This window comes from Vagococcus hydrophili, assembly GCF_011304195.1.
Lineage (GTDB): Bacteria > Bacillota > Bacilli > Lactobacillales > Vagococcaceae > Vagococcus > Vagococcus hydrophili.
The window spans coordinates 1,064,656-1,087,349 of sequence record NZ_CP049887.1; the positions used below are offsets into that span (position 1 = coordinate 1,064,656).

Consider the following 22,694-nt stretch of genomic DNA (forward strand, 5'->3'; position numbering starts at 1 on the left):
ACATAATTAAATATTAGAACGAGCTGTAGACTTGCCAATAGTCACAATGGTCTACCAAAAATTCAAAATAGGAATCCCTTTAAATAAGGGTTCCTATTTTTCTAACTTAGTGAAAGAGCAACCTCTATTTTTTTAGGTCATCGTTTTGTTAATGTCTAATCTTCAAAGTAATTAAATTCATTAGCAGTTTTACATAGATAAATTAATTTACTTAATTGTTCTTTTTTACCGGAATCCATATTTCACAAAAACAATCTGCCTCTAAATTTTCTGAATATAATTCGAAATCACTATCATCCAACATCGTATATTTAGAAGTTGGAAGAAACTCTGTAAAAATTTTATTCCAAGTTTCGGCTACACAATCTGGCTCTGTTCCGATACATTTAAATACAGCCCAAAGAGTAGATTTAACGTGCCAAATATCAAGATCTGAAGGTATATCATTACCTGCGTACAACATTCCAATACCATAATCAAATGTGGTAGATTCTTTTGAAATAGGGGCACAAACACCATAAAGATCAGGGTGTTTTGCATATTTTTCAATTTGATTAAAAACTTTATTAACACCACATTCTTTCCAAAAATCAGGTATTTCAGTATTATTCTCTTCAGAAATAACTTCATTATTAAAGCTTTTCTTTTTTGTTATTAATGTAAATGGTTCTCTTTCTTCAATTCTATACTCCAAACCATTACCTCCTTCTAAACTTAATTTAATCCTTAAAGGGGTGTATATTTGCAAATTATTCCCTATTTTTCTTGCTTTACTTGGTGAAATTCCATGGAATCTTGTAAAAGCTTTAGAAAAACTTTCAGGTGTTTCATAGCAATATTTTTCAGATAAGTCTATAATTTTCAAACTAGAACCGACAATTTCTTGTCCTGCTAATGATAAACGTCTCTTTCTTATGTATTCCGTAGGTGAAATCCCTGCTATTAAACTAAACGTTCTATGAAAATGGTAATTTGACATGTAAAGGTATTTCGCTACATCTTCATGAGTAATTGGTGTTAACAGATTTTTCTCCATATAATCCAATGCCTGTTCTAATTCATTAATAATATTCATCTTATCTGTCCCTTCTAAGTAACTAAATTTTACAACAAGAACATAAACTGTTCCTGTCTTATCTTGTTTTATTTTGTCTATTTAATTTGATTGGCTCAACTACTTTTTATATACTATAATAACCAATAATCCTCTACGATAAAAACAAAAGGAGCTTAATAACATGACAAAAACACTAGAAACATCTCGCTTAACACTAAGAAAAATGACTGTTGCCGATGCTGAGGAAGTCTTTGAGAATTGGACAAACTCTGAAACAGTCGCTAAATATTTAACTTGGGCTCCTCACACCTCAATCGACGTGACAAAAGAATATCTCGCAGCTGAAGAAGACAGTCGAGAAGAAGGTTGGGGCATTGTTCTAAAAGAAACGAATCAATTGATTGGCAACATTGCTGTTGTTGGAAATAACCCTAAAACAAAAACGAAAACCATGGGATATGTACTTGGTGAAAAATTCTGGAATCACGGCTATATGAGTGAAGCTCTCACAGAAGTCATTGCCTTTTTATTTGCCAACACTGACGTTAACCGAATTGAAGCTGAACATGATATCGAAAATCCTGGCTCTGGTCACGTTATGAAAAAAGCCGGTATGTGTTTTGAAGGCATTTTAAGACAAGCTGGGTTTAACAACCGAGGTATTGTTGATGTGGCTATGTATAGCATTTTACGATCTGATTTGAAGTGAGCTACGTTTTAATAAGATAAAACAATCAATAAATTACTAAAAATTTTGAATACGCTGATGCTTAAACAATTAAAGGATCTCAGACTAATTCTGACATCCTTTTTTTATTGTTTAATATAAGATTAGTTAATGCATAATTTACCTATATTAAATAAATACAATCTTTTAAATAGGTAATAGAGAATTAAGTAATTACTAGCGACAATTAATAACGCATTATGAATGTTAAGCATTCCAAAATAGTTTAATGTTGACATCACTAGTAACACACATAGATTCACTAAAAATGTAATCATTAATACTTGCTTTTCATTTCCAAAAGACTGTAAACAATATTTGTAAACCTCAAAAAAAGGTCTAGCCATACTCACAACTATAGCAAATAATAAAATGGATTCAGCTGACAACAACACCGTCATATCATTGGTAAAAAATGATAGTACAAAATGTCTAAATGTATAAATAATCACACTCGAAAAGAAATAAATACTTATGATAAATAATATACTAACACGAGGTATTAACTCTAGCTCCTTTTTTTGTTTACTTACTAATCTTTCGCCAACCAATACAACGATAGCGTTACAATACATAAACATAGGTGTTAAACTAATATTTATAATATTCACACATACTAAATATGATGCATAGATAATTCCTAATCGATTCAAAAAAACTGTTAATAAGACTTCCATTACTGATCCTTCTAATAACTCTTGTCCAAATAATGGCATACTTTTGATAAATAAAAACTTTTTCTTACTACTTCTAATATTTTTTAATATCCTTATATCTTTTCTAAGTATAAAAACATAAGATATAACTGAAAGTAGCATTGATAAAGTTGCAGCAATCCCAACTCCTAATATTTTATATTCTTCATTAAAAATATTCGTTACTAAAAAAAGTGAAATGACAACTTGGAAAATAGAAGTAATAACTCCTATTTTTAATATTTCATTCGTTTTTTTATTTACTTTAATTTGATTCGACATTGCGAAAATAAGCATATTAAAGAATACTTTTAATGATACTATTTGTGCATACAGTGAACCTGTAAAAAGTTGATTTCCAGAAAACAAATAAATATTTTCTAATAAAAAATGTGCTCCAACAAAAATGATAACAACAAAAACCAATCCAATACATCCATTTAATATTAATATTGATTTAAAATAATCTTTAAACTCAGTGGGATTACTCTCCCTAACCCTTGAAGCATATATATTAAATGATAATGTTCCTACTCCTAACACACCTAAAAGAGTATACATCAATCCATCAATTATTCCTGCTGATACAATTGCTTCTGGAGAAATATTCCCAATAATAGATGACATAATAGTTGCTATTACAACACTAAATAAATTATTTACAATCAATGGTGCCGCAAATATATTCAATTCTTTTGATATTTTATAAAACATAATTTATTCCAACAATTCTAAGTATGTATTATTTTTAACTAAGATATTCATTATTAGCTCAAATTTTTATATTCTGTTTATTCATTTTATAAATTGTTGTATATTTAATCTAAAAGAGGTGCTTGTATGATTTCAGATACTTTAATCATCATTGATATGCAGAATGGAGTTTGTCAAAATGACCATCATTTTATCGAAAATCTAAACGAATGTGTCACGATTATCAATGCTAGAATAGCTACATATCGTTCCCATAATAAACCGATTATATTTATTCAGCACAATGACAGCTCACTAGTAAAAGATGGAATGGCTTGGAAAGTAATTTCTAATATTGAACAAAAAGATTCAGATTTATTTATTCAAAAAACACATGCTAATTCATTCTATAAAACAACTCTAGAACAAACTCTGACTGATTTAAATATCAGAAATATTGAAATATGTGGCGCTCAAACTGAGTATTGTGTCGATTCCACTGTAAAAATGGCACACGGTTTAGGATATAACTTACAGATGCCGCGTGGTGGAACAACTACTTTTGATAATCATTATATGACAGCTAAAGACACGATTAAGTTTTATGAAGGTATTTGGGATAATCGGTTTTTGAAATTATTGATTTAACAAAAATGAAGGAGAATTCTAATGAAATTTACTAAAATCACATGTGAAAACTGTGGGGGAGATTTGAATATCAAGACATTATCTCATATAAAAAATCAAACAGAGACCTGTCCATACTGTGGGGCAACTTATATTATTAATGCTAAACATTCTAAAATTGGTGCAAAATGGGAATTAGAATTAGAACGTTTTAATGAACAGGAAAAGAGGGAAATAACAAAAGCTGAATGGAGTTTTAAAAATAAACAAGAAGAAAGAAAAGATAATAACAAAATCTTATTAGGTTTAAGTATTTTTATGGTTATAGGTTTTTTGAGTCTTAGTATAGGTGCATATCATGAATCTCATCCTAGTGGGGCAAAAATTACTATGAATGCTAAAAAATTTCAGGGTGAAAATTATAAGATAGCTACGGAAAAACTTAAAGATATGGGTTTCAAAAATATAAATACTGAAAAAGTAGCAGATTTAAAATTTGGAATTTTTACAGACGAAGGTGATGTTAAAGAAGTAACAATTGATGGAGATAATGATTTTGAAAAAGATGACTATTTTGATGAAGAATCAACAATAAAAATCTACTATCACGTTTTTAAAGACTAATTTGTTCTTTAGATAATAGAAAAAACAATCAAAAACACCTCTATTTACTCTCTAGATGCCTTATTTTGGTTTATACATATCATAAATCATTTCTACATAAAACACCCTCACAAGCCCAATAAGACGTTTTAAGAAACAGTAAAAAAGAGGGAAATGACAAACATAAGTCATTTCCCTCTTTTCAGTCCGGATTCAAACGGCAGCTCTTGCGACAACTTCAAAAATAAAAATTAATTCAAAGACCACGAATTATTTTTTATTTTCTCCAGTTGCTTAGAGCTAAACGCCGTTTTCACCACTCTTATTCTTCTGTTGTTTCTTGATCTTCAACGACTGTTTCTGTTGTTTCAGTGACTTCTTCCACAACTTCTTCGCTTTCTTTAGCGACTTTCGCCATTGTTGATACGAGAGCATCTTCTTCTAAACGAATCAAACGTACCCCTTGAGTTGAACGGCCTGTTTGAGACACAGTGTCCACGCTAAAGCGGATAATAACCCCTTTATTCGTGATTAACATGATATCCTCTTCACCATCAACCGTTGTTAAACCAGCTAAGTTACCATTACGCTCTGTAATATTAGCCGTCTTAATTCCTTTACCACCACGGCCTTTAACTGGATATTCTTCGGCGGCAGTACGTTTACCATAACCTTTTTCAGTAATGATTAAGACTTCTGATTCTGGACGCAAGATAGCCATGCCAACTACGTAATCATCTTCTCTTAAACGAATACCACGAACACCAGCCGCACTACGACCCATAGAACGAACTTTTTCTTCGTTAAAGGTTGCTGAGTACCCTTTGTGTGTTCCGATAATGATATTTTCTTGACCATTCGTTAAAGCTACATTGATTAATGAATCATCATCTTTCAAGCCGATTGCTTTAAGTCCATTGGTTCTAATGTTTGAAAACTCAGTAACTGATGTTTTCTTCACTGTTCCAAGTTTTGTCGTAAAGAATAAGTAATGATCTGCTTCTGCTTTACCTTCCACATTAATGATTGCTTCAATTTTTTCAGAAGAATCAATGCCTAGAAGATTAATCACAGGAATTCCTTTAGCCGTACGACCGTATTCTGGAATTTCATATCCTTTAGCTTTATAAACTTTACCAGTATCTGTAAAGAACAATAAGCTATCATGAGTTGAACAAGACACTAAGTTTTCAACGAAATCGTCGTCATGAACGCCCATTCCTTGAACACCACGTCCCCCACGATTTTGAGTTCTAAACTCAGTACTTGGCAAGCGTTTGATGTAGCCATTATGAGTTAATGTGATCACGATGTCTTCTTCTTCGATTAAATCTTCGTCCTCAAGACTTAAGACTTCACCCACAAGAAGTTCAGTACGACGCGCGTCACTGTATTTTCTTTGAATTTCATCTAATTCTGTTGCAATGATTTCAAGGACACGATCGTGATTGGCTAAAATATCTTTCAAATCAGCAATCAATAAAAGTAATTCTTGATATTCATTTTCGATTTTGTCACGTTCCAAGCCAGTTAAACGACGTAAACGCATGTCTAAAATCGCTTGTGCTTGACGATCTGATAATTCAAATTTCTCAATCAATGATTTTTTTGCCACATCATCTGAGTTAGAAGAACGAATCGTACGAATAATTTCATCGATATGATCTAAAGCAATACGTAACCCTTCTAAAATATGAGCTCTCGCTTCTGCTTTATTTTTATCAAATTCAGTTCGTCGAACAATCACTTCTTCTTGATGCTCTAAATAATGTTCTAAAATTGATTTCAAGCTTAAAACTTTCGGCACACCTTTAACAATCGCCAACATGTTGAAGCCAAAACTTGTTTGAAGTGGTGTTAATTTATATAAATTATTTAAAATAACTGAAGCACTCACATCACGACGGACTTCAATCACAATACGCATCCCTTCACGAGACGATTCATCTCGTAAATCAGTGATTCCTTCCACACGTTTCTCACGGTGCAAGTCAGCAATACGCTCCACTAATTTCGCTTTATTTACCATGTAAGGAATTTCGGTCACGATAATACGTTCCTTACCGTTTTTCATTTCCTCAATGTTAACTTTTGCTCGAACGATGATTTTACCTTTACCAGACTCATAAGCACGTCTGATACCAGATTTACCCATCACTAAACCACCCGTTGGAAAATCAGGTCCAGGTAAAGCTTCCATCAAATCAGCTGTTGTTGCTTCACCATTAGCCATTAAAACTTTTAAAGCGTCAATGACTTCGGTTAAGTTGTGAGGTGGAATGTTTGTTGCCATCCCCACGGCAATCCCTGTTGTTCCGTTAACTAAAAGGTTAGGGAAACGAGCTGGTAAAACTTCTGGTTCACGCTCTGTTTCATCGTAGTTGTTTTGGAAATTAACCGTATTTTTGTTGATATCTCGCAACATTTCAACGGCAATTTTACTCATACGTGCTTCGGTATAACGCATGGCTGCGGCTCCGTCACCATCCACAGAACCAAAGTTTCCGTGTCCATCCACTAGCATGTTACGGTAGCTAAATGGTTGTGCCATACGAACCATCGATTCATAAATCGCACTATCCCCATGCGGATGGTATTTACCCATAACGTCCCCAACAATACGGGCCGATTTCTTATGAGCTTTATCTGGTGTAACACCCATCTCATTCATTCCGTATAAAATACGGCGATGAACAGGTTTTAATCCATCTCTAACATCTGGTAAGGCACGTGAAACGATAACACTCATGGCGTAATCGATAAATGAGTCTTCCATCTCATCTGTTAGATTGATATCTTTAATATTCTCTTTAAATTCCTCAGACATGAACGATCCCCCTTTTATAATCAAGGAGGCTGACCCAAATATCGGCCTCCATTTTAGTTATCCTAATAATCTTTAATAGTCAGGGGTAAAAAGTCTGCTCCCGCGGCAACTTCACGAAAATCGATCAATCAAAAAGAGCGATTGTTCGATTTTCCCTCCAGTTCCTTGAAGCAAAACAACTTTTGACCCACCCTGAACTTTTTATGACTTAGATATCTAAGTTTTTAACGTAGTGAGCGTTGGCTTCAATGAAGTCACGTCTTGGCTCAACTTTGTCACCCATCAGCATTTCAAACACAGCATCGGCTTTAATCGCATCCTCAACACTCACGCGTAGCATCGTTCTTTGTTCTGGATCCATGGTTGTATCCCATAATTGGTGATCATCCATCTCTCCCAAACCTTTGTAACGTTGAACAGTTGCTTTTGGTGTTGCTGGAAGTGAAGCAACCACTTCTGCTAAACGCTCATCGGCATCTTTACCTGGTTGAACGTAAGTAATGTTTTTCCCTTGTTTCACCCCATATAAAGGTGGTTGGGCAATGTAAACATAACCCGCTTCAACAACAGGACGCATGTAGCGATAGAAAAGAGTCAATAACAAGGTTCTAATATGAGCCCCATCCACGTCCGCATCGGTCATGATAACTAATTTATGGTATCTTGCTTTTGACACATCAAAATCGGCTCCAAAACCAGTTCCCATAGCTGTAAATAACGAACGAATTTCTTGATTCCCTAAAATTTTATCCATCGTTGCTTTTTCAACGTTTAAGATTTTCCCACGAATTGGTAAAATCGCTTGAGTACGACGGTCACGACCAGTTTTAGCTGATCCGCCGGCAGAATCCCCTTCGACGACGAATAATTCGCATTCTTCTGGCGTACGGCTAGAACAGTCAGCTAATTTACCAGGTAAACTACTGATTTCTAAAGCACCTTTACGACGCGTCACTTCACGGGCACGTTTTGCAGCTAGACGAGCTTTGGAAGCTAAAATTCCTTTTTCAACGACTTTTTTCGCTGTAATTGGGTTTTCTAACAAGAATTTATTGAAGGCTTCAGAGAACAGACGATCTGTAACCGTACGAACTTCTGAGTTACCTAATTTCGTTTTGGTTTGACCTTCAAATTGAGGTTCTGGATGTTTGATTGAAATAATCGCAGTGATTCCTTCACGCACATCTTCCCCACTTAGATTTTCTTCATTTTCTTTAATGATTTTTTGTTTTCTAGCATAATCATTAATCACACGTGTTAAAGCAGTACGGAAACCAAATTCATGAGTTCCCCCTTCATACGTATGAATATTGTTAGCAAAACTCAACAAATTCGTATGATAACCATCTGTGTATTGAAGGGCAACTTCAACCGTAATATCTTGTTGCTCACCTTCTGTAAAAATAGGCTCTTCAAAAATAACCGTTTTATTTGTATTTAAAAACTCAACATAGCTTTTAATTCCGCCTTCATAGTGGAATGTTTCAAATTTAGTATCTGCTTCACGTTTGTCTTCAATACTAATTTTTAAGCCTTTGTTTAAGAATGCTAATTCACGAATACGTGTTTTTAATTTATCAAATTCAAAGACCGTTGTTTCTGTAAAAATCTCTGCATCAGGTTTAAAGTTAATCACTGTTCCGTGTTTTTCCGTCTCACCAATCACCTTTAAATCAGCACAAATTTTACCGCGGTTGAATTCTTGGAAATGAATTTTGCCATCTACATGAACTTTAACACTTAAAGATTCAGACAAGGCATTAACAACTGAAGAACCAACTCCGTGAAGACCACCTGATACTTTGTAGCCGCCACCGCCGAATTTACCACCAGCATGAAGCACGGTTAAAACAGTCTCAACTGCAGGACGGCCTGTTTTTTCTTGAATCCCAACAGGAATCCCGCGCCCATCATCGGTGACTGTAATACTATTATTTTCTTCAATTACCACATTAATTTCCGTACAATAACCTGCTAAAGCCTCATCGATAGAATTATCAACGATTTCCCAAACTAAATGGTGCAAACCTTGTGGTCCTGTCGAACCAATATACATCCCCGGTCTTTTACGAACAGCCTCTAATCCTTCTAAAACTTGGATCTGACTAGCATCATAAGCATGTTGTTCATTGTTTTTATTTTCTTCTGTCAACTTATTCACCGTCCCCTTCTATCGTTCCTTCTGAAATGTTGAATATTTCAGGTGTGATACTTAATTTATTGTTTAAATGAGTCAAACTCGTGGTCGTTAAAAATGTTTGTAGTTTGTTTTCGATAAATTCCATTAAATGAACTTGACGCTCATCATCCAGCTCACTCAAGACATCATCTAAAAGTAAAATCGGGTATTCCCCAATCTCTTCATTAATTAACTCAATTTCAGCTAGTTTAACGCTTAAAGCCGTCGTTCTTTGCTGTCCCTGAGAACCAAAATTTTGAACGTTTCGCTCATTTACATAAAAATGTAAATCATCTCGGTGAACACCAACAGAAGTTGTTAAATGCTTCAAATCTTTTTCTGTGGACTCTTTTAACGCCTTCATGAGTGCTTCAAATAAAGCCTCCTCTGACATGTCCTCAGTCACATCTAACTGACTTTTATAGCTAATTTTTAAACTTTCTTTCTGGTAGGTAATTCTCTGATGAATTTCGTTGGCCCAATTTTCTAACTTCATAACAAACTTTAAACGATGGTATAAAACAAAACTACCTGCCTTAGCCAACTGTTCTGATAAAACATCTAAGTAAATCAGATCTTTATTTGAGCTAAAAGCAAGTTTCTTTAAATATTGGTTTCTTTGTTTTAAGACATTTTGATAGATGCTTAAATTATGCAGATATTGCGGATTGATTTGACCAATTTCCATATCTAGAAATTTCCGTCTGTTTTGCGGCGCACCTTTAACCAAAAAAAGATCCTCAGGCGCAAACAAAATAACATTTAAATGCCCAACATAGTGGCTCAGTTTACTTTGTTCTAGGCCATTGACCTTGGTTTTTTTACCTTTGGTCGAAATAATCATCGTTAAATCAAGAGGGCCGTTAAGACGCTTGATTTTTCCTTCGATTCTAGCAAAATCCTTTTGCCAGCCAATCATCTCTTTTTCATTGTTCGTTCGGTGACTTCTTGCTAAAGAAAGAACATAGATACTTTCTAGCAAATTCGTTTTACCTTGAGCATTTTCGCCTAAAAAAACATTTAATTTAGGCGAAAATTTAAGTTCAAGACTGTCATAGTTACGGTAACCATTTAAAGCGATTGTTTCTATAATCATCTGTATTATTCCTTATCTTGTGGCATTTTAGCCATAAAAAAAGTACCTAGGTCAGGTATTTCAATCATCATTTCTGCATATAATTTTCTTCCACGACGATTTTCTAGCTCTCCGTCCACATAAACAGCGTGTTCTTGCAGGTACCATTTCGCCATACCACCACTAGAAATCACATCGACTTCTTTTAAGAACTGTCCGAGTGTGATGTATTCTGTATCGGCTTTTAATAAAAAACTCTTTTTCACAAATTTTCACCTTCTTTTTCAAGGTATATTTATCTACTATTATACCTGTTTTAAGTCATAAAAACAAATATTCTTTCTGTTTAAGCAAATTTAATATTAATCGATAGATTTTTCATTTTTTAGGTTAACTTGCTTAAAACGTCAAATAGGACTGTTTTTTTACAAAAATAAAAAAAACTACCTAAAAGATAGTTTTCATTATTTTTTAATTTGTTCGAACTGGTGTAATTAACTGAATAAAGTTAATCTCGTCATCATTTGGTTGCAGTGTGAAAGGTCTGATTGGTGAGATAAATTTGATCACCACGTCAATCGCTCCAAAAGATTTTAAAGAAGCTTTCATGTAGTCAGGGTTGAAAGAAATATCAATCGGCTCCCCTGTCACTTTAAGATAGTTTAATGCTTCTTCCACGTTACCAATTTCTGGTGAATTTCCGTAGATAATTACTTGCTCTGAATTAATTGATAATTTAACGATGTTGTTGCGACCTTCATGAGATAAAAGTGAAGCACGATCAATGGCTGAAAGTAACTCAGGCACGTTAAATTCAATTTCAGTACTAAAGTTTGTTGGAATCAAGCGATTTGTATCAGGATAATTTCCTTCTAGTAAACGAGAATAGAAATTCATGCCTTCTGTTTTAAAGAGAACTTGGTTTTCCATGATTGAAATCTCAACCATCTCTTCCTCGTCTTTAAACGAGCGTGATAATTCTTGCAAGCTTTTACCTGGAACAACAATATCAAAAGATGTGTTCACATCATTTAAAGTAATTGTTCGTTGGCTAAGGCGATGACTATCTGTTGCGACTGCAAGTAATTCATTGTTTTCTAAGACAAAATGAACCCCAGTTAAAATTGGACGACTTTCATGTTGTGAAACAGAAAAAACCGTTTCACTAACTAATTTGTTCAATACTCTTGCAGATAATTCAAAGGTATTTTGATTATCAATAACTGGTAAATGTGGGTAGTTCTCAGAATTTAAGCCGTTAACGTTAAATAGAGCTTTTCCTGAAGAAATAATCACTTGGTTATTCTCTATTAATTCTAAGGTTAAGGTGCTTTCTGGTAATTTTCTAACAATTTCATTGAAGAAACGGGCTTGTAAAACAATTGAGCCTGTACTTTCAATCACCATGTTCGCATTTTCATCTTCAACGCTTAAAAATGTTTCAATAGAAATGTCTGCGTTACTCCCTGTTAAAGCCAAACCTGATTCACTAAGGTCTACTTTTACTCCGGTTAGGATAGGAATGGTTGTTTTTCCTGAAATAGCTCTTTGAACAGTCGCTAATTCATCTAAAAAAGCATTTCGATTTAAAGTTACTTTCATTAGTTTCTCCTTTTAAATAATATAAATAAATATAGTAATAGTAGTAGGTCCTGTTAGTACTGTGGATAAGTTAAATAAGCTAATATTTTAAAAAGATTTATCCTTGTTAATAACATGTGGATAAGTCATAGGTTAAAATTTTAGTTTTCCACAACCTAAGAAATTAAAATATTCTTCAGTTCGCCGACTTCTTTTTGGATAATTGGATCAGTATCTAACAATTGTTGAATTTTTTCGTGGGCATGAATCACGGTTGTATGATCTTTACCACCAAACTCAGCACCAATTTTAGGTAATGAATTATCCGTTAATTCTCGAGATAAAAACATCGCAATCTGACGAGGGACTACGATTGACTTAACCCGTTTCTTGCCTTTTAAATCTTTTAACTGAAGATGATAGTATTTACAAACTTCTTCTTGAATCAAAAGAATAGACAATTCACTTTTTAATTTAGCTGGTTTCAAACTTTTTAGTGCATCAGCAGCTAAACTCGTTGAAATATCATTTCCGTTCATGGTAGCAAAGGCTTGAACACGCACTAAAGCCCCTTCTAACTCACGAATATTGGAATCAATTTGGCCAGCAATGTAAGAAAGTGTATCATCTGGTATTTCTAAACCTTCTGCATTTGCTCTTTTTCTTAAAATCGCAATTCTTGTTTCTAAATCTGGTGGCGTAATATCAACAGATAAGCCCCAAGCAAACCTTGAAACAAGTCGTTCTTGTAATTTTGGAATTTCATTTGGCAGACGATCACTTGTTAAGACAATTTGATGTCCTTCATTATATAGAGTATTAAATGTATGGAAAAATTCCTCTTGCGTTCCCTCTTTGTCTGCAAAAAATTGAATATCATCCACGAGTAACAAGTCTACATTTCGGTATTCCTGCCTAAAAGCTTCTGAGGTTCTATTTTGAATTGAATTAATATAATCATTGGCGAAAGTTTCGCTGGTGACATATTTTATTTTTGCATCGGGTTGATTTGTGAGCATTTGATGACCAATAGCGTGCATCAAATGGGTCTTACCAAGACCTACTCCCCCGTAAAAGAAGAGTGGATTGTAAGTAGCACCTGGATCTTCGGCCACAACAAGTGCTGCAGCATGGGCCATCTGATTTCCTTTACCAATAACGAACGTATCAAACGTATATTTTGAATTTAATAAGGCTTTTTTACTATTTCGTTTGACGATGTCAGGTAATTCAGTTTGAATAGGCGCGGACTTTTTCTCTGGCTCTTTTTTCTCATTTTCAATAATAAAAACAGGAGTCACTTCTTCTCCTGTTAATCTAAACCCAGTTTCAACGATTTTGGCTGCAAGATTCTTTTCCCAATACTCTCTATGTAAGTTGGAAGGTACTTCAATTGTTAATAAGTTATTGATTAAGCTAATTGGTTTAGCTTGTTCAATCCAAGCATTAAAACTTGGAGGTGTTAATATCTTTCGATAATCGTCTTCCAATTCTTTCCATATATAGTCAATATTGGGCATAACTATCCCCCTAAAAAATAGTTTCTCGTTTATTCTAGCATTTTTATAAAAAGTTTTCCACTGATTTTTAAGCATGTGGATAAGAAAATAACAAATGAGGATAAAAGTTTTCCACAAGCTTAAATTAAATGTGAATAACTAAAATGAAAAACGAGTTTATCACAAAGTTATCAACAGTTATAATCTTTGTTACAAAAACATTTGTAAAGGTTATCAACAAGAAAAATAAAAACTGTTAACAACTTTTAAACACGGTGTTTAACTGTTGATAACTCAAAAACAACTAAATCATAACTTTTTTTAAAAAAGAGAAGTTTAACAGGGCTGTGGATAGTTTTTTTAGAAGATGTGCGCAACTTTTTAAAAATTTCTTTAAAGGCGAGTTGACAAAACTATCATTTTCTTTGTATAATGTCATAGTCTGTCTAAGTGATTTAGAAAGCATATTTAGTTGTAGGAGGTGGATTCAATGAAAAGAACATATCAACCAAAAAAACGTAAGCGCCAAAAAGTGCATGGTTTCCGTAAACGTATGAGCACTAAGAACGGTCGTCGCGTCGTAGCAAGTAGACGTCGTAAAGGAAGAAAAGTATTAGCAGCATAAATCACTGAATCTTAGAGTCAGTGATTTTTTTTTATAAAAAAATGAAAAAAATAGACGCTTTATGCTATGATTATGGTGTTAATAGCGAAATATTATAGAAATTAAAGGGATGTCCAATGAAAAAATCCTACCGTATAAAAAAAGAAAAAGAATTTCAAAAAATTATTTATAAAAAAAATTCTTATGCCAATCGTAATTTTGTGGTGTATATATTTCCTGCAGAAGAAAATAGCCATTTTCGTGTGGGCTTTCTGTCGGTAAAAAGGTCGGTAATGCGGTGACTAGAAATAAAGTCAAGCGTTTAATGCGACATGCTTTATTCGAGTTGAAGGAAGAGATTAACCCTCATTACAATATTGTGTTGATTGCAAGACCTAAGATAGTAGATTTATCTTTTGTCGAAGTCAAAAATAATGTGGAACATGTGTTTAAATTAGCAAATATAATTGAATAAGAGAGGTCTAAACGAGTGAAGAAAAAGAAAAAATGGCTACTAGTCCTAAGTATGTTTGCCCTTGTTTTTGTTTTAACAGGCTGTGGTACAGGGACAGTTGATAGCTCAAGTACAGGACTTTGGGATCGTTACATCGTTTATTATTTTGGCGAGGCGATTAAAGCGTTATCTTTTGGTAATAAAGGTGTCGGTATTATTTTATTCACCATTATTATTCGTATCATTTTAATGCCTTTAATGCATTATCAAACAAAAAGTATGCGAAAAACCCAAGAACTTCAACCGAAAATGAAAGAATTACAGGCCAAATATTCTTCTAAAGATGCTGAAACTGCTCGTAAATTACAAGAAGAGCAACAACGTCTTTATAGTGAGTATGGTGTCAATCCTTTATCTGGTTGTTTACCATTACTTGTTCAAATGCCAATCATGATGGCATTATGGCAAGCAATTTCAAGAGTGCCAGAATTAACTCAAGGAACATTCCTTTGGTTAGAGCTTGGTAAAATTGATCCTTATTACATTTTACCTGTCTTAGCAGCTGTCTTTACATTTGCAAGTACTAAATTAACGTCAATGGGTCAACTTGAAGTTCAAGGTTCAATGAAAGTCATGAATTATATGATGCCTGCTATGATTTTATTCATGGGGATCAATTTAGCCAGTGGGTTGTCACTTTACTGGGTAGTCTCAAATGGGTTCCAAGTTATTCAAACCTTACTAATTAATAATCCATTTAAGATTAGAAGAGAACGTGAAGCGGTAGAACAAAAGAAACGTGATATCGAAAAAGCGTTGAGAAAAGCAAATCAGTCTAAGAAAAAGAAATAAAACTACTTAAATAGGGGGTTCTTATCATGCCAAAATTTACAGGAGAAACCGTAGATCAAGCCATTGAATTAGGATTATCAACACTTAAGCGTTCAAAAGGAGAAGTGGAGATTAAAATTCTTGATGAAGGTAAGAAAGGTTTTCTAGGTATTGGTAGAAAAGAAGCAGTTGTTGTTGTAGAAAGTCTTGAAGCTATCGTAAAAGTTGAAGAAGAAGTATCTGTTGAGGAGCCAGTGGTTGAACTTGAAGAAACAAAAGAAGAGTCAAGGACTGAGCAAAATCAAACAGAAGAGTTAGTTAATTTAAGTGATGATGAAGCTGTCACTGCCTTAGCTGTTTATTTAACTGATATCACAAGAGATTTAGGTGCACCAGCAATGGTTAAAGTATCTAGAACCAAAGAACGCATTATGTTCAGCTTAGAATCAGATAAAAAAGGTTTATTAATAGGCAAACACGGTAAATTACTTAATGCCATTCAATACTTAGCTCAAGTGTATATCCACCGAATTGCTAAAAATCGATTATCGATTGTTGTTAACGTTGGTGATTACCGTGAGCGTCGTGAGGCTATTATTAAACGTTTAGCTAAACAAACATTGAGAACGGTTAGAGAATCTGAACAACCCGTCTTTTTAGAACCAATGCCAGCCTTTGAGAGAAAGCAAGTTCATTCATTGTTAGCAGGTGAGTCAGATATTGCGACTCATTCTGAAGGAAATGAACCCCATCGCTATTTAGTAGTGGAACTTAAAAAATAGTAATAGAAGCTTGAAATTGACTTAATCGTCAGTTTCAAGCTTTTTTATTTTGTCATTAAAATCAAACAATTTTGATTTTGTTTCAAGGGTTTAGATTAAAAAATATTAATTTATCGGTATTATTTTGAATTTTAGTAGATTGTTACTCAAATTATTCATATACTTAAAATAACAATATTTGTAGGAGGAAGGATATGTATAAAAGTAGGAGACAAGCTATTATCAAAAGAATGATTAATGAGAACCACATCAATAATCAAACGGATTTAATCGATCGTTTGGCTAAAGAGAACATCAAAGTCACTCAGGCAACCATTTCACGTGATATTAGAGAGTTAAATATTGTTAAAAATCATGATAACAAAGGTAATTTTTATTATCAGATTATGAATGATTCAGCTCTAGGCATCAAAAAAAGAACGGATGAAGAGCGGTTGATTCATGCTTTAACTGATACCGGTGTTTCCTTAACCCAAGTCGAGTTTACAAATATATTAACGGTTTTACCAGGTAATGGCCAAGTGATTGGTGTGTTGCTGGATAGTGTACACATCTCTTATACAGACATAGTCGGCTGTATCGCAGGAGATGACACAATTTTGATTTTATCAAGAGATCAAGAATCAGCAGAAAAAGTGAATCACTTTTTAAAACAATATTTGTACCTCAATTAACAAAGAAAAAAATGTGATGAATATTTAAAGTTTTTTAAGGATATTTATAAGTGAAAATGTTATCAAACTATTGGAAGCGTTATCTCCAATAGTTTTTTTGTGCTTTTTTATTCGTAAAAAAGAATAATGTTGCATATTTGGTTTTTTAATTGTCGAATCGAGGACATTGTTATTTTTTATTTTTGTTAATCTTGGGGTGTAAATAAATTTAGGAGGTAATGATTTATGAGTCATCCAATTAATGTTTTTTCTGAAATTGGGAAATTAAAAACAGTACTATTGCACCGCCCTGGTAAAGAGTTAGAGAATTTAATGCCAGATTATTTAGAAAGATTGTTGTTCGATGATATTCCTTACTTAGAACAAGCGCAAAGAGAACATGATCAATTTGCAGAATTACTTGTTTCTAAAGGAGTAGAAGTTCTTTATTTAGAAGATTTAGCAGCAGAAGCGCTACTAAATGACGAAATTAAAGAAAAATTTGTGGATCAATATTTAAATGAAGCAAACATTAAGAGTAAAACGGCTAAACAAAAAGCCAAAGAATTATTGTTAGCTTTACCAACTAATAGAGAATTAATCGACAAATCAATGGCGGGTATGCAAAAAGTTGAATTACCTAAATTTGAATTAAGCAGTTTAACTGACATGGTGGAATCTGATTATCCATTCGTTATCGATCCAATGCCTAACCTATATTTCACACGTGATCCATTTGCAACAATTGGACATGGTGTTTCATTAAATCATATGTATGCAGAAACAAGAAACCGTGAAACAATTTACGGTCAATATATCTTTGATTTCCATCCACGTTTTGCAGGTAAAGACTTACCTCGCGTTTATGACCGTGACGATTCTACTCGTATCGAAGGTGGAGATGAGTTAGTTCTTTCTAAAGATGTATTAGCTATCGGTATTTCTCAACGTACAGATGCGGCATCTATTGAAAAAATGGCGAAAAGTATTTTTGCTGAAAACATGGGCTTCAAACATATCTTAGCATTCAACATTGGTGAATATCGCAAATTTATGCATTTAGATACAGTGTTCACGATGGTGGATTACGATAAATTCTCAATCCATCCAGAAATTGAAGGCGAATTAGTTGTTTATTCTATTTCAGAAGGAAAAGATGGCTTAGATATTATCCGTGAAGAAGATTCATTAGAAAACATTTTATGTAAATATTTAAACATTGATAAAGTTCACTTAATCCGTTGTGGTGGTGGTAACTTAACAGCTGCAGCTCGTGAACAATGGAATGATGGTTCTAATACTTTAACAATCGCTCCAGGTGAAGTAATTGTTTATGATCGTAACACAATCACTAACAAGTTGTTAGAAGAAGCAGGCGTTAAATTAAACTACTTACCAGGTAGTGAATTAGTTCGTGGCCGTGGTGGTCCAAGATGTATGAGTATGCCAATTATTAGAGAAGACATTTAATTATAAAAAAAATAAATCTAGGAGTGAAACAAACATGACATCAGTTTTTCAAGGACGTAGTTTATTAGCAGAAAAAGATTTTACAAAAGCAGAATTAGAATATTTAATCAACTTTGGTATTCACGTGAAAGATCTTAAAAAACGTGGCGTTCCTCACCGTTACTTAGAAGGAAAAAACATTGCTCTATTATTCGAAAAAAATTCAACTCGTACAAGAGCTGCATTTACAACAGCTTCAATCGACTTAGGTGCTCATCCTGAATTCTTAGGAAAAAATGATATTCAATTAGGTAAAAAAGAATCAGTTGAAGATACTGCTAAAGTTTTAGGTAGCATGTTTGATGGAATTGAATTCCGTGGATTTAGCCAAGAAGTAGTAGAAGGACTTGCTGAACATTCAGGCGTTCCTGTATGGAATGGTTTAACTGACGAATGGCACCCAACTCAAATGATCGCTGACTTCATGACTGTTAAAGAAAACTTTGGCAAACTTGAAGGCGTAACACTTGTATACGTTGGAGATGGCCGTAACAACATGGCAAACAGCTTACTTGTAACTGGAGCTATCTTAGGTGTTAACGTAAGAATTTGTGCACCAAAAGAATTATTCCCAACTGAAGAAGTGGTTAATTATGCAGAAGGATTCGCTAAAGAATCTGGCGCTGAATTAATGATTACTGATGACGTTGCTAAAGGTGTTAAAGGCGCTAACGTTCTTTACACTGACGTTTGGGTATCAATGGGTGAAGAAGATAAATTTGAAGAACGCGTGAATTTATTAAAACCATACCAAATCAATATGAGCATGCTTGAAAAAACTGAAAACATGGATGGCGATTTAATCGTACTTCACTGTTTACCAGCTTTCCACGATACAGAAACTGAATATGGAAAAATGGTTGAAGAAAAATTTGGTCTTTCTGAAATGGAAATTACTGATGAAGTCTTCAGAAGTAAATATGGTCGTCAATTTGAAGAAGCAGAAAACAGAATGCACTCAATTAAAGCAATCATGGCTGCAACTTTAGGCGATTTATTCATTCCTTACGTACAATAAGAATTAAGTTGAAAGCAGCATGTTTTTTAAATAATTCATGCTGCTTTTTTTGAAAATATTTTATAATGAAAAGAGGATTATTGATGGAAAAAAAAGTCGTAGTAGCCTTAGGTGGTAACGCCATTCTATCGAACGATGCCAGTGCACAAGCACAACAAGAAGCATTAATTCAAACATCAAAACATTTAGTAAACTTAGTCAAAGAAGACTATAAATTGATCATCTCTCACGGGAATGGCCCACAAGTTGGTAATTTATTATTACAACAACAAGCTGCTAATTCTGAGAAAAATCCAGCAATGCCATTAGATACATGTGTGGCAATGACACAAGGAAGTATTGGCTACTGGTTAGCAAATGCCATGACAAATGAATTAAAACAAGCTAATATTTCTAAAGAAGTGGCAACAGTATTAACACAAGTTGTGGTAGACGAAAACGACGAAGCTTTCAAAAACCCAACAAAACCAATCGGACCATTCTTAACAGAAGAAGCTGCGAAAGAAGAAGCTGAAAAAACGGGAGCTACGTTTAAAGAAGATGCTGGCCGTGGTTACCGCAAAGTTGTCGCAAGTCCAAAACCAATCGGTATTCATGAAGCAAAAACAATTAATACATTAGTTAATAATGATATCATTACTATTTCATGCGGTGGGGGCGGGGTTCCTGTTGTTGGTGCTGAACTTAAAGGTGTTGAAGCGGTTATTGATAAAGATTTCGCTTCAGAAAAATTAGCGCATTTAGTAAGTGCTGATATGTTTATCGTTTTAACAGGCGTTGATAACGTGTATATTAATTACGGTAAAGAAAACGAGCAAAAATTAACAAACGTAACTGTTGCAGAATTAGAGCAATATAAAGCAGAAGGTCACTTTGCACCAGGTAGCATGTTACCAAAAATTGAAGCAGCCATTCAGTTTGCTAAAAATAATCCAGGTAAAAAAGCAGTGATTACATCCTTAGAATGTCTAGGAGATTTAACGAAAAATCCAGAGATTGGCACAACGATTGTACTGTAAATAGATGAGATAAGGGCAGGTAGGGGAACCATGAATATAAAACAAGAATTAGGAAAACATCATAAAGACTTTCAATATCTGACAGATCAAGATATTCAAAAACTTCAAGAAGTGAGTGTGGCTCGTTCTTATAAAAAAGGACAAGTACTATTTAATTTTGGAGATGAGAGATCCCATGTTTTTTTTCTAGTATCAGGTGTGATTAAACTTGAGAAAGTGGATGACACAGATACATTTACTTATTTACATTTTAAAAAAGCGAAAGGCTTGTTTCCTCACCTAGATCTCTTCTCAGATAACAAATACTACATTTCTGCGGTTGCACACACAGATATTGAAATTATTTCAATGCCAGTGAAAGTGTTTGAAGAAATTGTTAGTAACAACAATCAACAACTGATTGTTAATTTACAAGAGCAATCACGAATATTACAGACTCAAATTTTAAAGATCCAAAAAGGAACAATGAATAATGCTAATTATCGTGTCATGACCACATTAGCAATTATGTATAGCGAATTAGGAGAAAAGCAGTACCCACAAGGCACAGTTATTGTTCCTTGTCCTATGACGATTAACGACATTGCTAAATCCAGTGGAACGACAAGAGAGACAACCAGTACGGTCATTAAAAAATTAGTGACTGCTAAAAAAATAATGTATAGCCGGAAGCATTTAACCTTTTTGGATGCAAAATTTTTCAATGATACCTTGAAAAATTAATTTGTAAACCATAGAAAGAAAGGAGTTGTGTCACATAGTAGAGGTGACACATACTGCAAAATGGCAAAAGAAAAGAAAAAAAGAAAAGAGCTGACCTCCTTTAGTATTCTCTTTATTATTATTATTGTGTTAGGTCTTATTACGAAGTTATTAAATGGTCAGGCGTTTGCGCCACAAGAATTAAAAGATGGAACGATGGTTGATCATGTGATTGGTGCGAATATTTCAGATATTTTCATGTCACCTTTTAATGGATTTAAAGAAGCCATTGAAATCTGCGTCTTTATTTTAGTATTAGGTGGTTTCTTAAATATTGTAACGAAAACAGGTGCTCTTGAATCTGGTATTCAAAATGTGGTGAAGAAACTTAAAGGAAATGAAATTATTATTATTGTTATCTTAATGATTTTATTCTCAATCGGTGGGTCAACTTACGGTATGGCAGAAGAAACCATTCCATTTTACGCTCTTTTAGGAGCAACGATGGTAGCTTCCGGATTTGACTCCATTGTGACGGTAGCCACGATTCTTCTTGGTTCGGGTTCTGGGGTAATTGGTTCGACGGTGAATCCTTTTGCAACTGGGACAGCAATGGACGCTTTAAAAGGTGTTGGCATTGAGCCACAGGTTGGAACGATTATGATTGTTGGTTTACTCCTTTGGGCAAGCTCAACAACTTTCTCTATTTTTGTCGTAACACGTTACGCGAAAAAAGTTAAAGCTGACAAAGGGTCAACAATCCTATCTCTTCAAGAACAAGAAGACATGGAAGAACATTTTGGCAAACAATCTGCTGAGGATTTAGAATTTACGAAAAAACATAAACGTATTCTAGCTATTTTTGGTATTACGTTCCTAGTAATGATTGTTTCATTGATTCCTTGGGGCGAGTTTGGCGTTAAGATATTTGAAGGTTGGACTTCCTTCTTAACAGGCAATAACTTTGGCGAGTGGTACTTTGGAGACTTGGCAATGTGGTTCTTCATCATGGGTGTTATTATTGCTTTAATCAATAAAGTACCTGAAAAAGAAATTGTGAATCAATTTGTTGCAGGGTGTGCCGACATGTTATCAGTTGTTTTAATTATTGTTGTAGCGCGCGGGGCGTCAGTTTTAATGCAAACAACACATTTAGATTTATTTATTTTAGACCGTGCAGCGGATGTTCTTAAAGGCTTATCACCAGTGTTATTTGTTATTGGTGCCTTTGTCCTTTACTTATTCCTAACGTTCTTAATTCCGTCAACATCAGGTTTGGCTTATGTGTCAATTCCGATCATGGGAGCTTTAGCAAAAGAAGTTGGTTTAAGTCCAGATGTGATGGTCATGATTTTTGTATCAGGTTGTGGTTTAATCAATTTAATTACCCCAACATCAGGTGTTGTGATGGGTGGTTTAGAAATTTCCAAAGTAAATTATTCTACATGGATTAAATTTATTATGAAACCTTTAATTATTCTAGGTGTGATTAATTTAGTTATTCTAGTTATTTCAATGTTAGTGTTTAGCTAGATATTTATAAAATAGTTTGCTATAAT

20 protein-coding genes and 1 pseudogene are annotated in these 22,694 nt (G+C 33.9%); 13 read left to right on the top strand and 8 right to left on the bottom strand.

Annotation, left to right across the window (positions count from 1 at the left end):
• Positions 1 to 211: 211 nt before the first annotated feature.
• Entirely contained in the window at positions 212 to 1,075 is an 864-nt protein-coding gene (locus G7082_RS05180) for an AraC family transcriptional regulator (RefSeq protein WP_166034133.1), read from the bottom strand.
• 163 nt (positions 1,076 to 1,238) lie between these two features.
• Here G7082_RS05180 and G7082_RS05185 point away from each other — a divergent pair, with 163 nt between their 5' ends.
• On the top strand, positions 1,239 to 1,766 hold the full coding sequence (locus tag G7082_RS05185; RefSeq protein ID WP_166034134.1) for a GNAT family N-acetyltransferase: 528 nt from the start codon (positions 1,239 to 1,241) through the stop codon (positions 1,764 to 1,766).
• A 122-nt stretch (positions 1,767 to 1,888) separates the two neighbouring features.
• Here the strand turns inward: G7082_RS05185 and G7082_RS05190 are convergent, their stop codons facing one another.
• Positions 1,889 to 3,193, bottom strand: a complete 1,305-nt coding sequence (locus tag G7082_RS05190; RefSeq protein ID WP_166034135.1) for an MATE family efflux transporter — start codon at positions 3,191 to 3,193, stop codon at positions 1,889 to 1,891.
• 126 nt (positions 3,194 to 3,319) lie between these two features.
• Here G7082_RS05190 and G7082_RS05195 point away from each other — a divergent pair, with 126 nt between their 5' ends.
• Together G7082_RS05195 and G7082_RS05200 are read left to right on the top strand one after the other, a co-directional pair.
• Positions 3,320 to 3,820, top strand: coding sequence for a cysteine hydrolase family protein (locus G7082_RS05195; protein ID WP_166034136.1), 501 nt, complete (start codon positions 3,320 to 3,322; stop codon positions 3,818 to 3,820).
• Between the two features lie 21 nt (positions 3,821 to 3,841).
• A complete protein-coding gene (locus G7082_RS05200; protein ID WP_166034137.1) occupies positions 3,842 to 4,423 on the top strand; it encodes a hypothetical protein in 582 nt (193 codons plus the stop codon).
• Between the two features lie 301 nt (positions 4,424 to 4,724).
• Here the strand turns inward: G7082_RS05200 and gyrA are convergent, their stop codons facing one another.
• The 6 genes from gyrA to dnaA form a co-directional block, all read right to left on the bottom strand.
• Entirely contained in the window at positions 4,725 to 7,229 is a 2,505-nt protein-coding gene (gene gyrA / locus G7082_RS05205; RefSeq protein WP_166034138.1) for a DNA gyrase subunit A, read from the bottom strand.
• A gap of 208 nt (positions 7,230 to 7,437) precedes the next feature.
• Positions 7,438 to 9,381, bottom strand: coding sequence for a DNA topoisomerase (ATP-hydrolyzing) subunit B (gene gyrB / locus G7082_RS05210; protein ID WP_166036026.1), 1,944 nt, complete (start codon positions 9,379 to 9,381; stop codon positions 7,438 to 7,440).
• Between the two features lies 1 nt (position 9,382).
• On the bottom strand, positions 9,383 to 10,504 hold the full coding sequence (recF, locus tag G7082_RS05215) for a DNA replication/repair protein RecF (protein WP_166034139.1): 1,122 nt from the start codon (positions 10,502 to 10,504) through the stop codon (positions 9,383 to 9,385).
• 5 nt (positions 10,505 to 10,509) lie between these two features.
• Positions 10,510 to 10,749, bottom strand: coding sequence for a S4 domain-containing protein YaaA (gene yaaA / locus G7082_RS05220; protein WP_166034140.1), 240 nt, complete (start codon positions 10,747 to 10,749; stop codon positions 10,510 to 10,512).
• Between the two features lie 205 nt (positions 10,750 to 10,954).
• The gene (gene dnaN, locus G7082_RS05225; protein ID WP_166034141.1) at positions 10,955 to 12,085 is read right to left on the bottom strand and encodes a DNA polymerase III subunit beta; all 1,131 of its coding nucleotides are present in this window, start codon (positions 12,083 to 12,085) and stop codon (positions 10,955 to 10,957) included.
• 155 nt (positions 12,086 to 12,240) lie between these two features.
• On the bottom strand, positions 12,241 to 13,584 hold the full coding sequence (dnaA, locus tag G7082_RS05230) for a chromosomal replication initiator protein DnaA (protein ID WP_166034142.1): 1,344 nt from the start codon (positions 13,582 to 13,584) through the stop codon (positions 12,241 to 12,243).
• A gap of 469 nt (positions 13,585 to 14,053) precedes the next feature.
• On the opposite strand from dnaA, the gene rpmH reads away from it, so the two are divergent.
• The 10 genes and pseudogenes from rpmH (at position 14,054) to G7082_RS05280 (ending at position 22,668) form a co-directional block, all read left to right on the top strand.
• On the top strand, positions 14,054 to 14,188 hold the full coding sequence (rpmH, locus tag G7082_RS05235; protein WP_086952559.1) for a 50S ribosomal protein L34: 135 nt from the start codon (positions 14,054 to 14,056) through the stop codon (positions 14,186 to 14,188).
• A gap of 116 nt (positions 14,189 to 14,304) precedes the next feature.
• Positions 14,305 to 14,642: pseudogene (rnpA, locus tag G7082_RS05240) on the top strand (ribonuclease P protein component).
• A gap of 15 nt (positions 14,643 to 14,657) precedes the next feature.
• A complete protein-coding gene (locus tag G7082_RS05245) occupies positions 14,658 to 15,473 on the top strand; it encodes a YidC/Oxa1 family membrane protein insertase (RefSeq protein WP_166034143.1) in 816 nt (271 codons plus the stop codon).
• 26 nt (positions 15,474 to 15,499) lie between these two features.
• The gene (jag, locus tag G7082_RS05250; RefSeq protein WP_166034144.1) at positions 15,500 to 16,234 is read left to right on the top strand and encodes an RNA-binding cell elongation regulator Jag/EloR; all 735 of its coding nucleotides are present in this window, start codon (positions 15,500 to 15,502) and stop codon (positions 16,232 to 16,234) included.
• 194 nt (positions 16,235 to 16,428) lie between these two features.
• Entirely contained in the window at positions 16,429 to 16,908 is a 480-nt protein-coding gene (locus G7082_RS05255; protein ID WP_166034145.1) for an arginine repressor, read from the top strand.
• A 225-nt stretch (positions 16,909 to 17,133) separates the two neighbouring features.
• Entirely contained in the window at positions 17,134 to 18,357 is a 1,224-nt protein-coding gene (gene arcA, locus G7082_RS05260) for an arginine deiminase (protein ID WP_166034146.1), read from the top strand.
• 34 nt (positions 18,358 to 18,391) lie between these two features.
• On the top strand, positions 18,392 to 19,414 hold the full coding sequence (gene argF / locus G7082_RS05265) for an ornithine carbamoyltransferase (protein WP_166034147.1): 1,023 nt from the start codon (positions 18,392 to 18,394) through the stop codon (positions 19,412 to 19,414).
• Between the two features lie 83 nt (positions 19,415 to 19,497).
• Positions 19,498 to 20,433, top strand: coding sequence for a carbamate kinase (gene arcC, locus G7082_RS05270; RefSeq protein ID WP_202983134.1), 936 nt, complete (start codon positions 19,498 to 19,500; stop codon positions 20,431 to 20,433).
• A gap of 30 nt (positions 20,434 to 20,463) precedes the next feature.
• Entirely contained in the window at positions 20,464 to 21,156 is a 693-nt protein-coding gene (locus G7082_RS05275; RefSeq protein ID WP_166034149.1) for a Crp/Fnr family transcriptional regulator, read from the top strand.
• Between the two features lie 60 nt (positions 21,157 to 21,216).
• Entirely contained in the window at positions 21,217 to 22,668 is a 1,452-nt protein-coding gene (locus tag G7082_RS05280; RefSeq protein ID WP_166034150.1) for a YfcC family protein, read from the top strand.
• The last annotated feature ends 26 nt before the right edge of the window (positions 22,669 to 22,694 follow it).

What these genes read in the sequence shown, in the direction of transcription:
- dnaA (WP_166034142.1), bottom strand. Translation starts at nt 13,584, where the DNA reads ATGCCCAATATTGACTATATATGGAAAGAATTGGAAGACGATTATCGA.
- G7082_RS05255 (WP_166034145.1), top strand. Translation starts at nt 16,429, where the DNA reads ATGTATAAAAGTAGGAGACAAGCTATTATCAAAAGAATGATTAATGAG.
- G7082_RS05275 (WP_166034149.1), top strand. Translation starts at nt 20,464, where the DNA reads ATGAATATAAAACAAGAATTAGGAAAACATCATAAAGACTTTCAATAT.
- G7082_RS05200 (WP_166034137.1), top strand. Translation starts at nt 3,842, where the DNA reads ATGAAATTTACTAAAATCACATGTGAAAACTGTGGGGGAGATTTGAAT.
- arcA (WP_166034146.1), top strand. Translation starts at nt 17,134, where the DNA reads ATGAGTCATCCAATTAATGTTTTTTCTGAAATTGGGAAATTAAAAACA.
- G7082_RS05190 (WP_166034135.1), bottom strand. Translation starts at nt 3,193, where the DNA reads ATGTTTTATAAAATATCAAAAGAATTGAATATATTTGCGGCACCATTG.
- dnaN (WP_166034141.1), bottom strand. Translation starts at nt 12,085, where the DNA reads ATGAAAGTAACTTTAAATCGAAATGCTTTTTTAGATGAATTAGCGACT.
- arcC (WP_202983134.1), top strand. Translation starts at nt 19,498, where the DNA reads ATGGAAAAAAAAGTCGTAGTAGCCTTAGGTGGTAACGCCATTCTATCG.
- argF (WP_166034147.1), top strand. Translation starts at nt 18,392, where the DNA reads ATGACATCAGTTTTTCAAGGACGTAGTTTATTAGCAGAAAAAGATTTT.
- G7082_RS05180 (WP_166034133.1), bottom strand. Translation starts at nt 1,075, where the DNA reads ATGAATATTATTAATGAATTAGAACAGGCATTGGATTATATGGAGAAA.
- jag (WP_166034144.1), top strand. Translation starts at nt 15,500, where the DNA reads ATGCCAAAATTTACAGGAGAAACCGTAGATCAAGCCATTGAATTAGGA.
- recF (WP_166034139.1), bottom strand. Translation starts at nt 10,504, where the DNA reads ATGATTATAGAAACAATCGCTTTAAATGGTTACCGTAACTATGACAGT.
- gyrA (WP_166034138.1), bottom strand. Translation starts at nt 7,229, where the DNA reads ATGTCTGAGGAATTTAAAGAGAATATTAAAGATATCAATCTAACAGAT.
- rpmH (WP_086952559.1), top strand. Translation starts at nt 14,054, where the DNA reads ATGAAAAGAACATATCAACCAAAAAAACGTAAGCGCCAAAAAGTGCAT.
- G7082_RS05185 (WP_166034134.1), top strand. Translation starts at nt 1,239, where the DNA reads ATGACAAAAACACTAGAAACATCTCGCTTAACACTAAGAAAAATGACT.
- G7082_RS05280 (WP_166034150.1), top strand. Translation starts at nt 21,217, where the DNA reads ATGGCAAAAGAAAAGAAAAAAAGAAAAGAGCTGACCTCCTTTAGTATT.
- G7082_RS05195 (WP_166034136.1), top strand. Translation starts at nt 3,320, where the DNA reads ATGATTTCAGATACTTTAATCATCATTGATATGCAGAATGGAGTTTGT.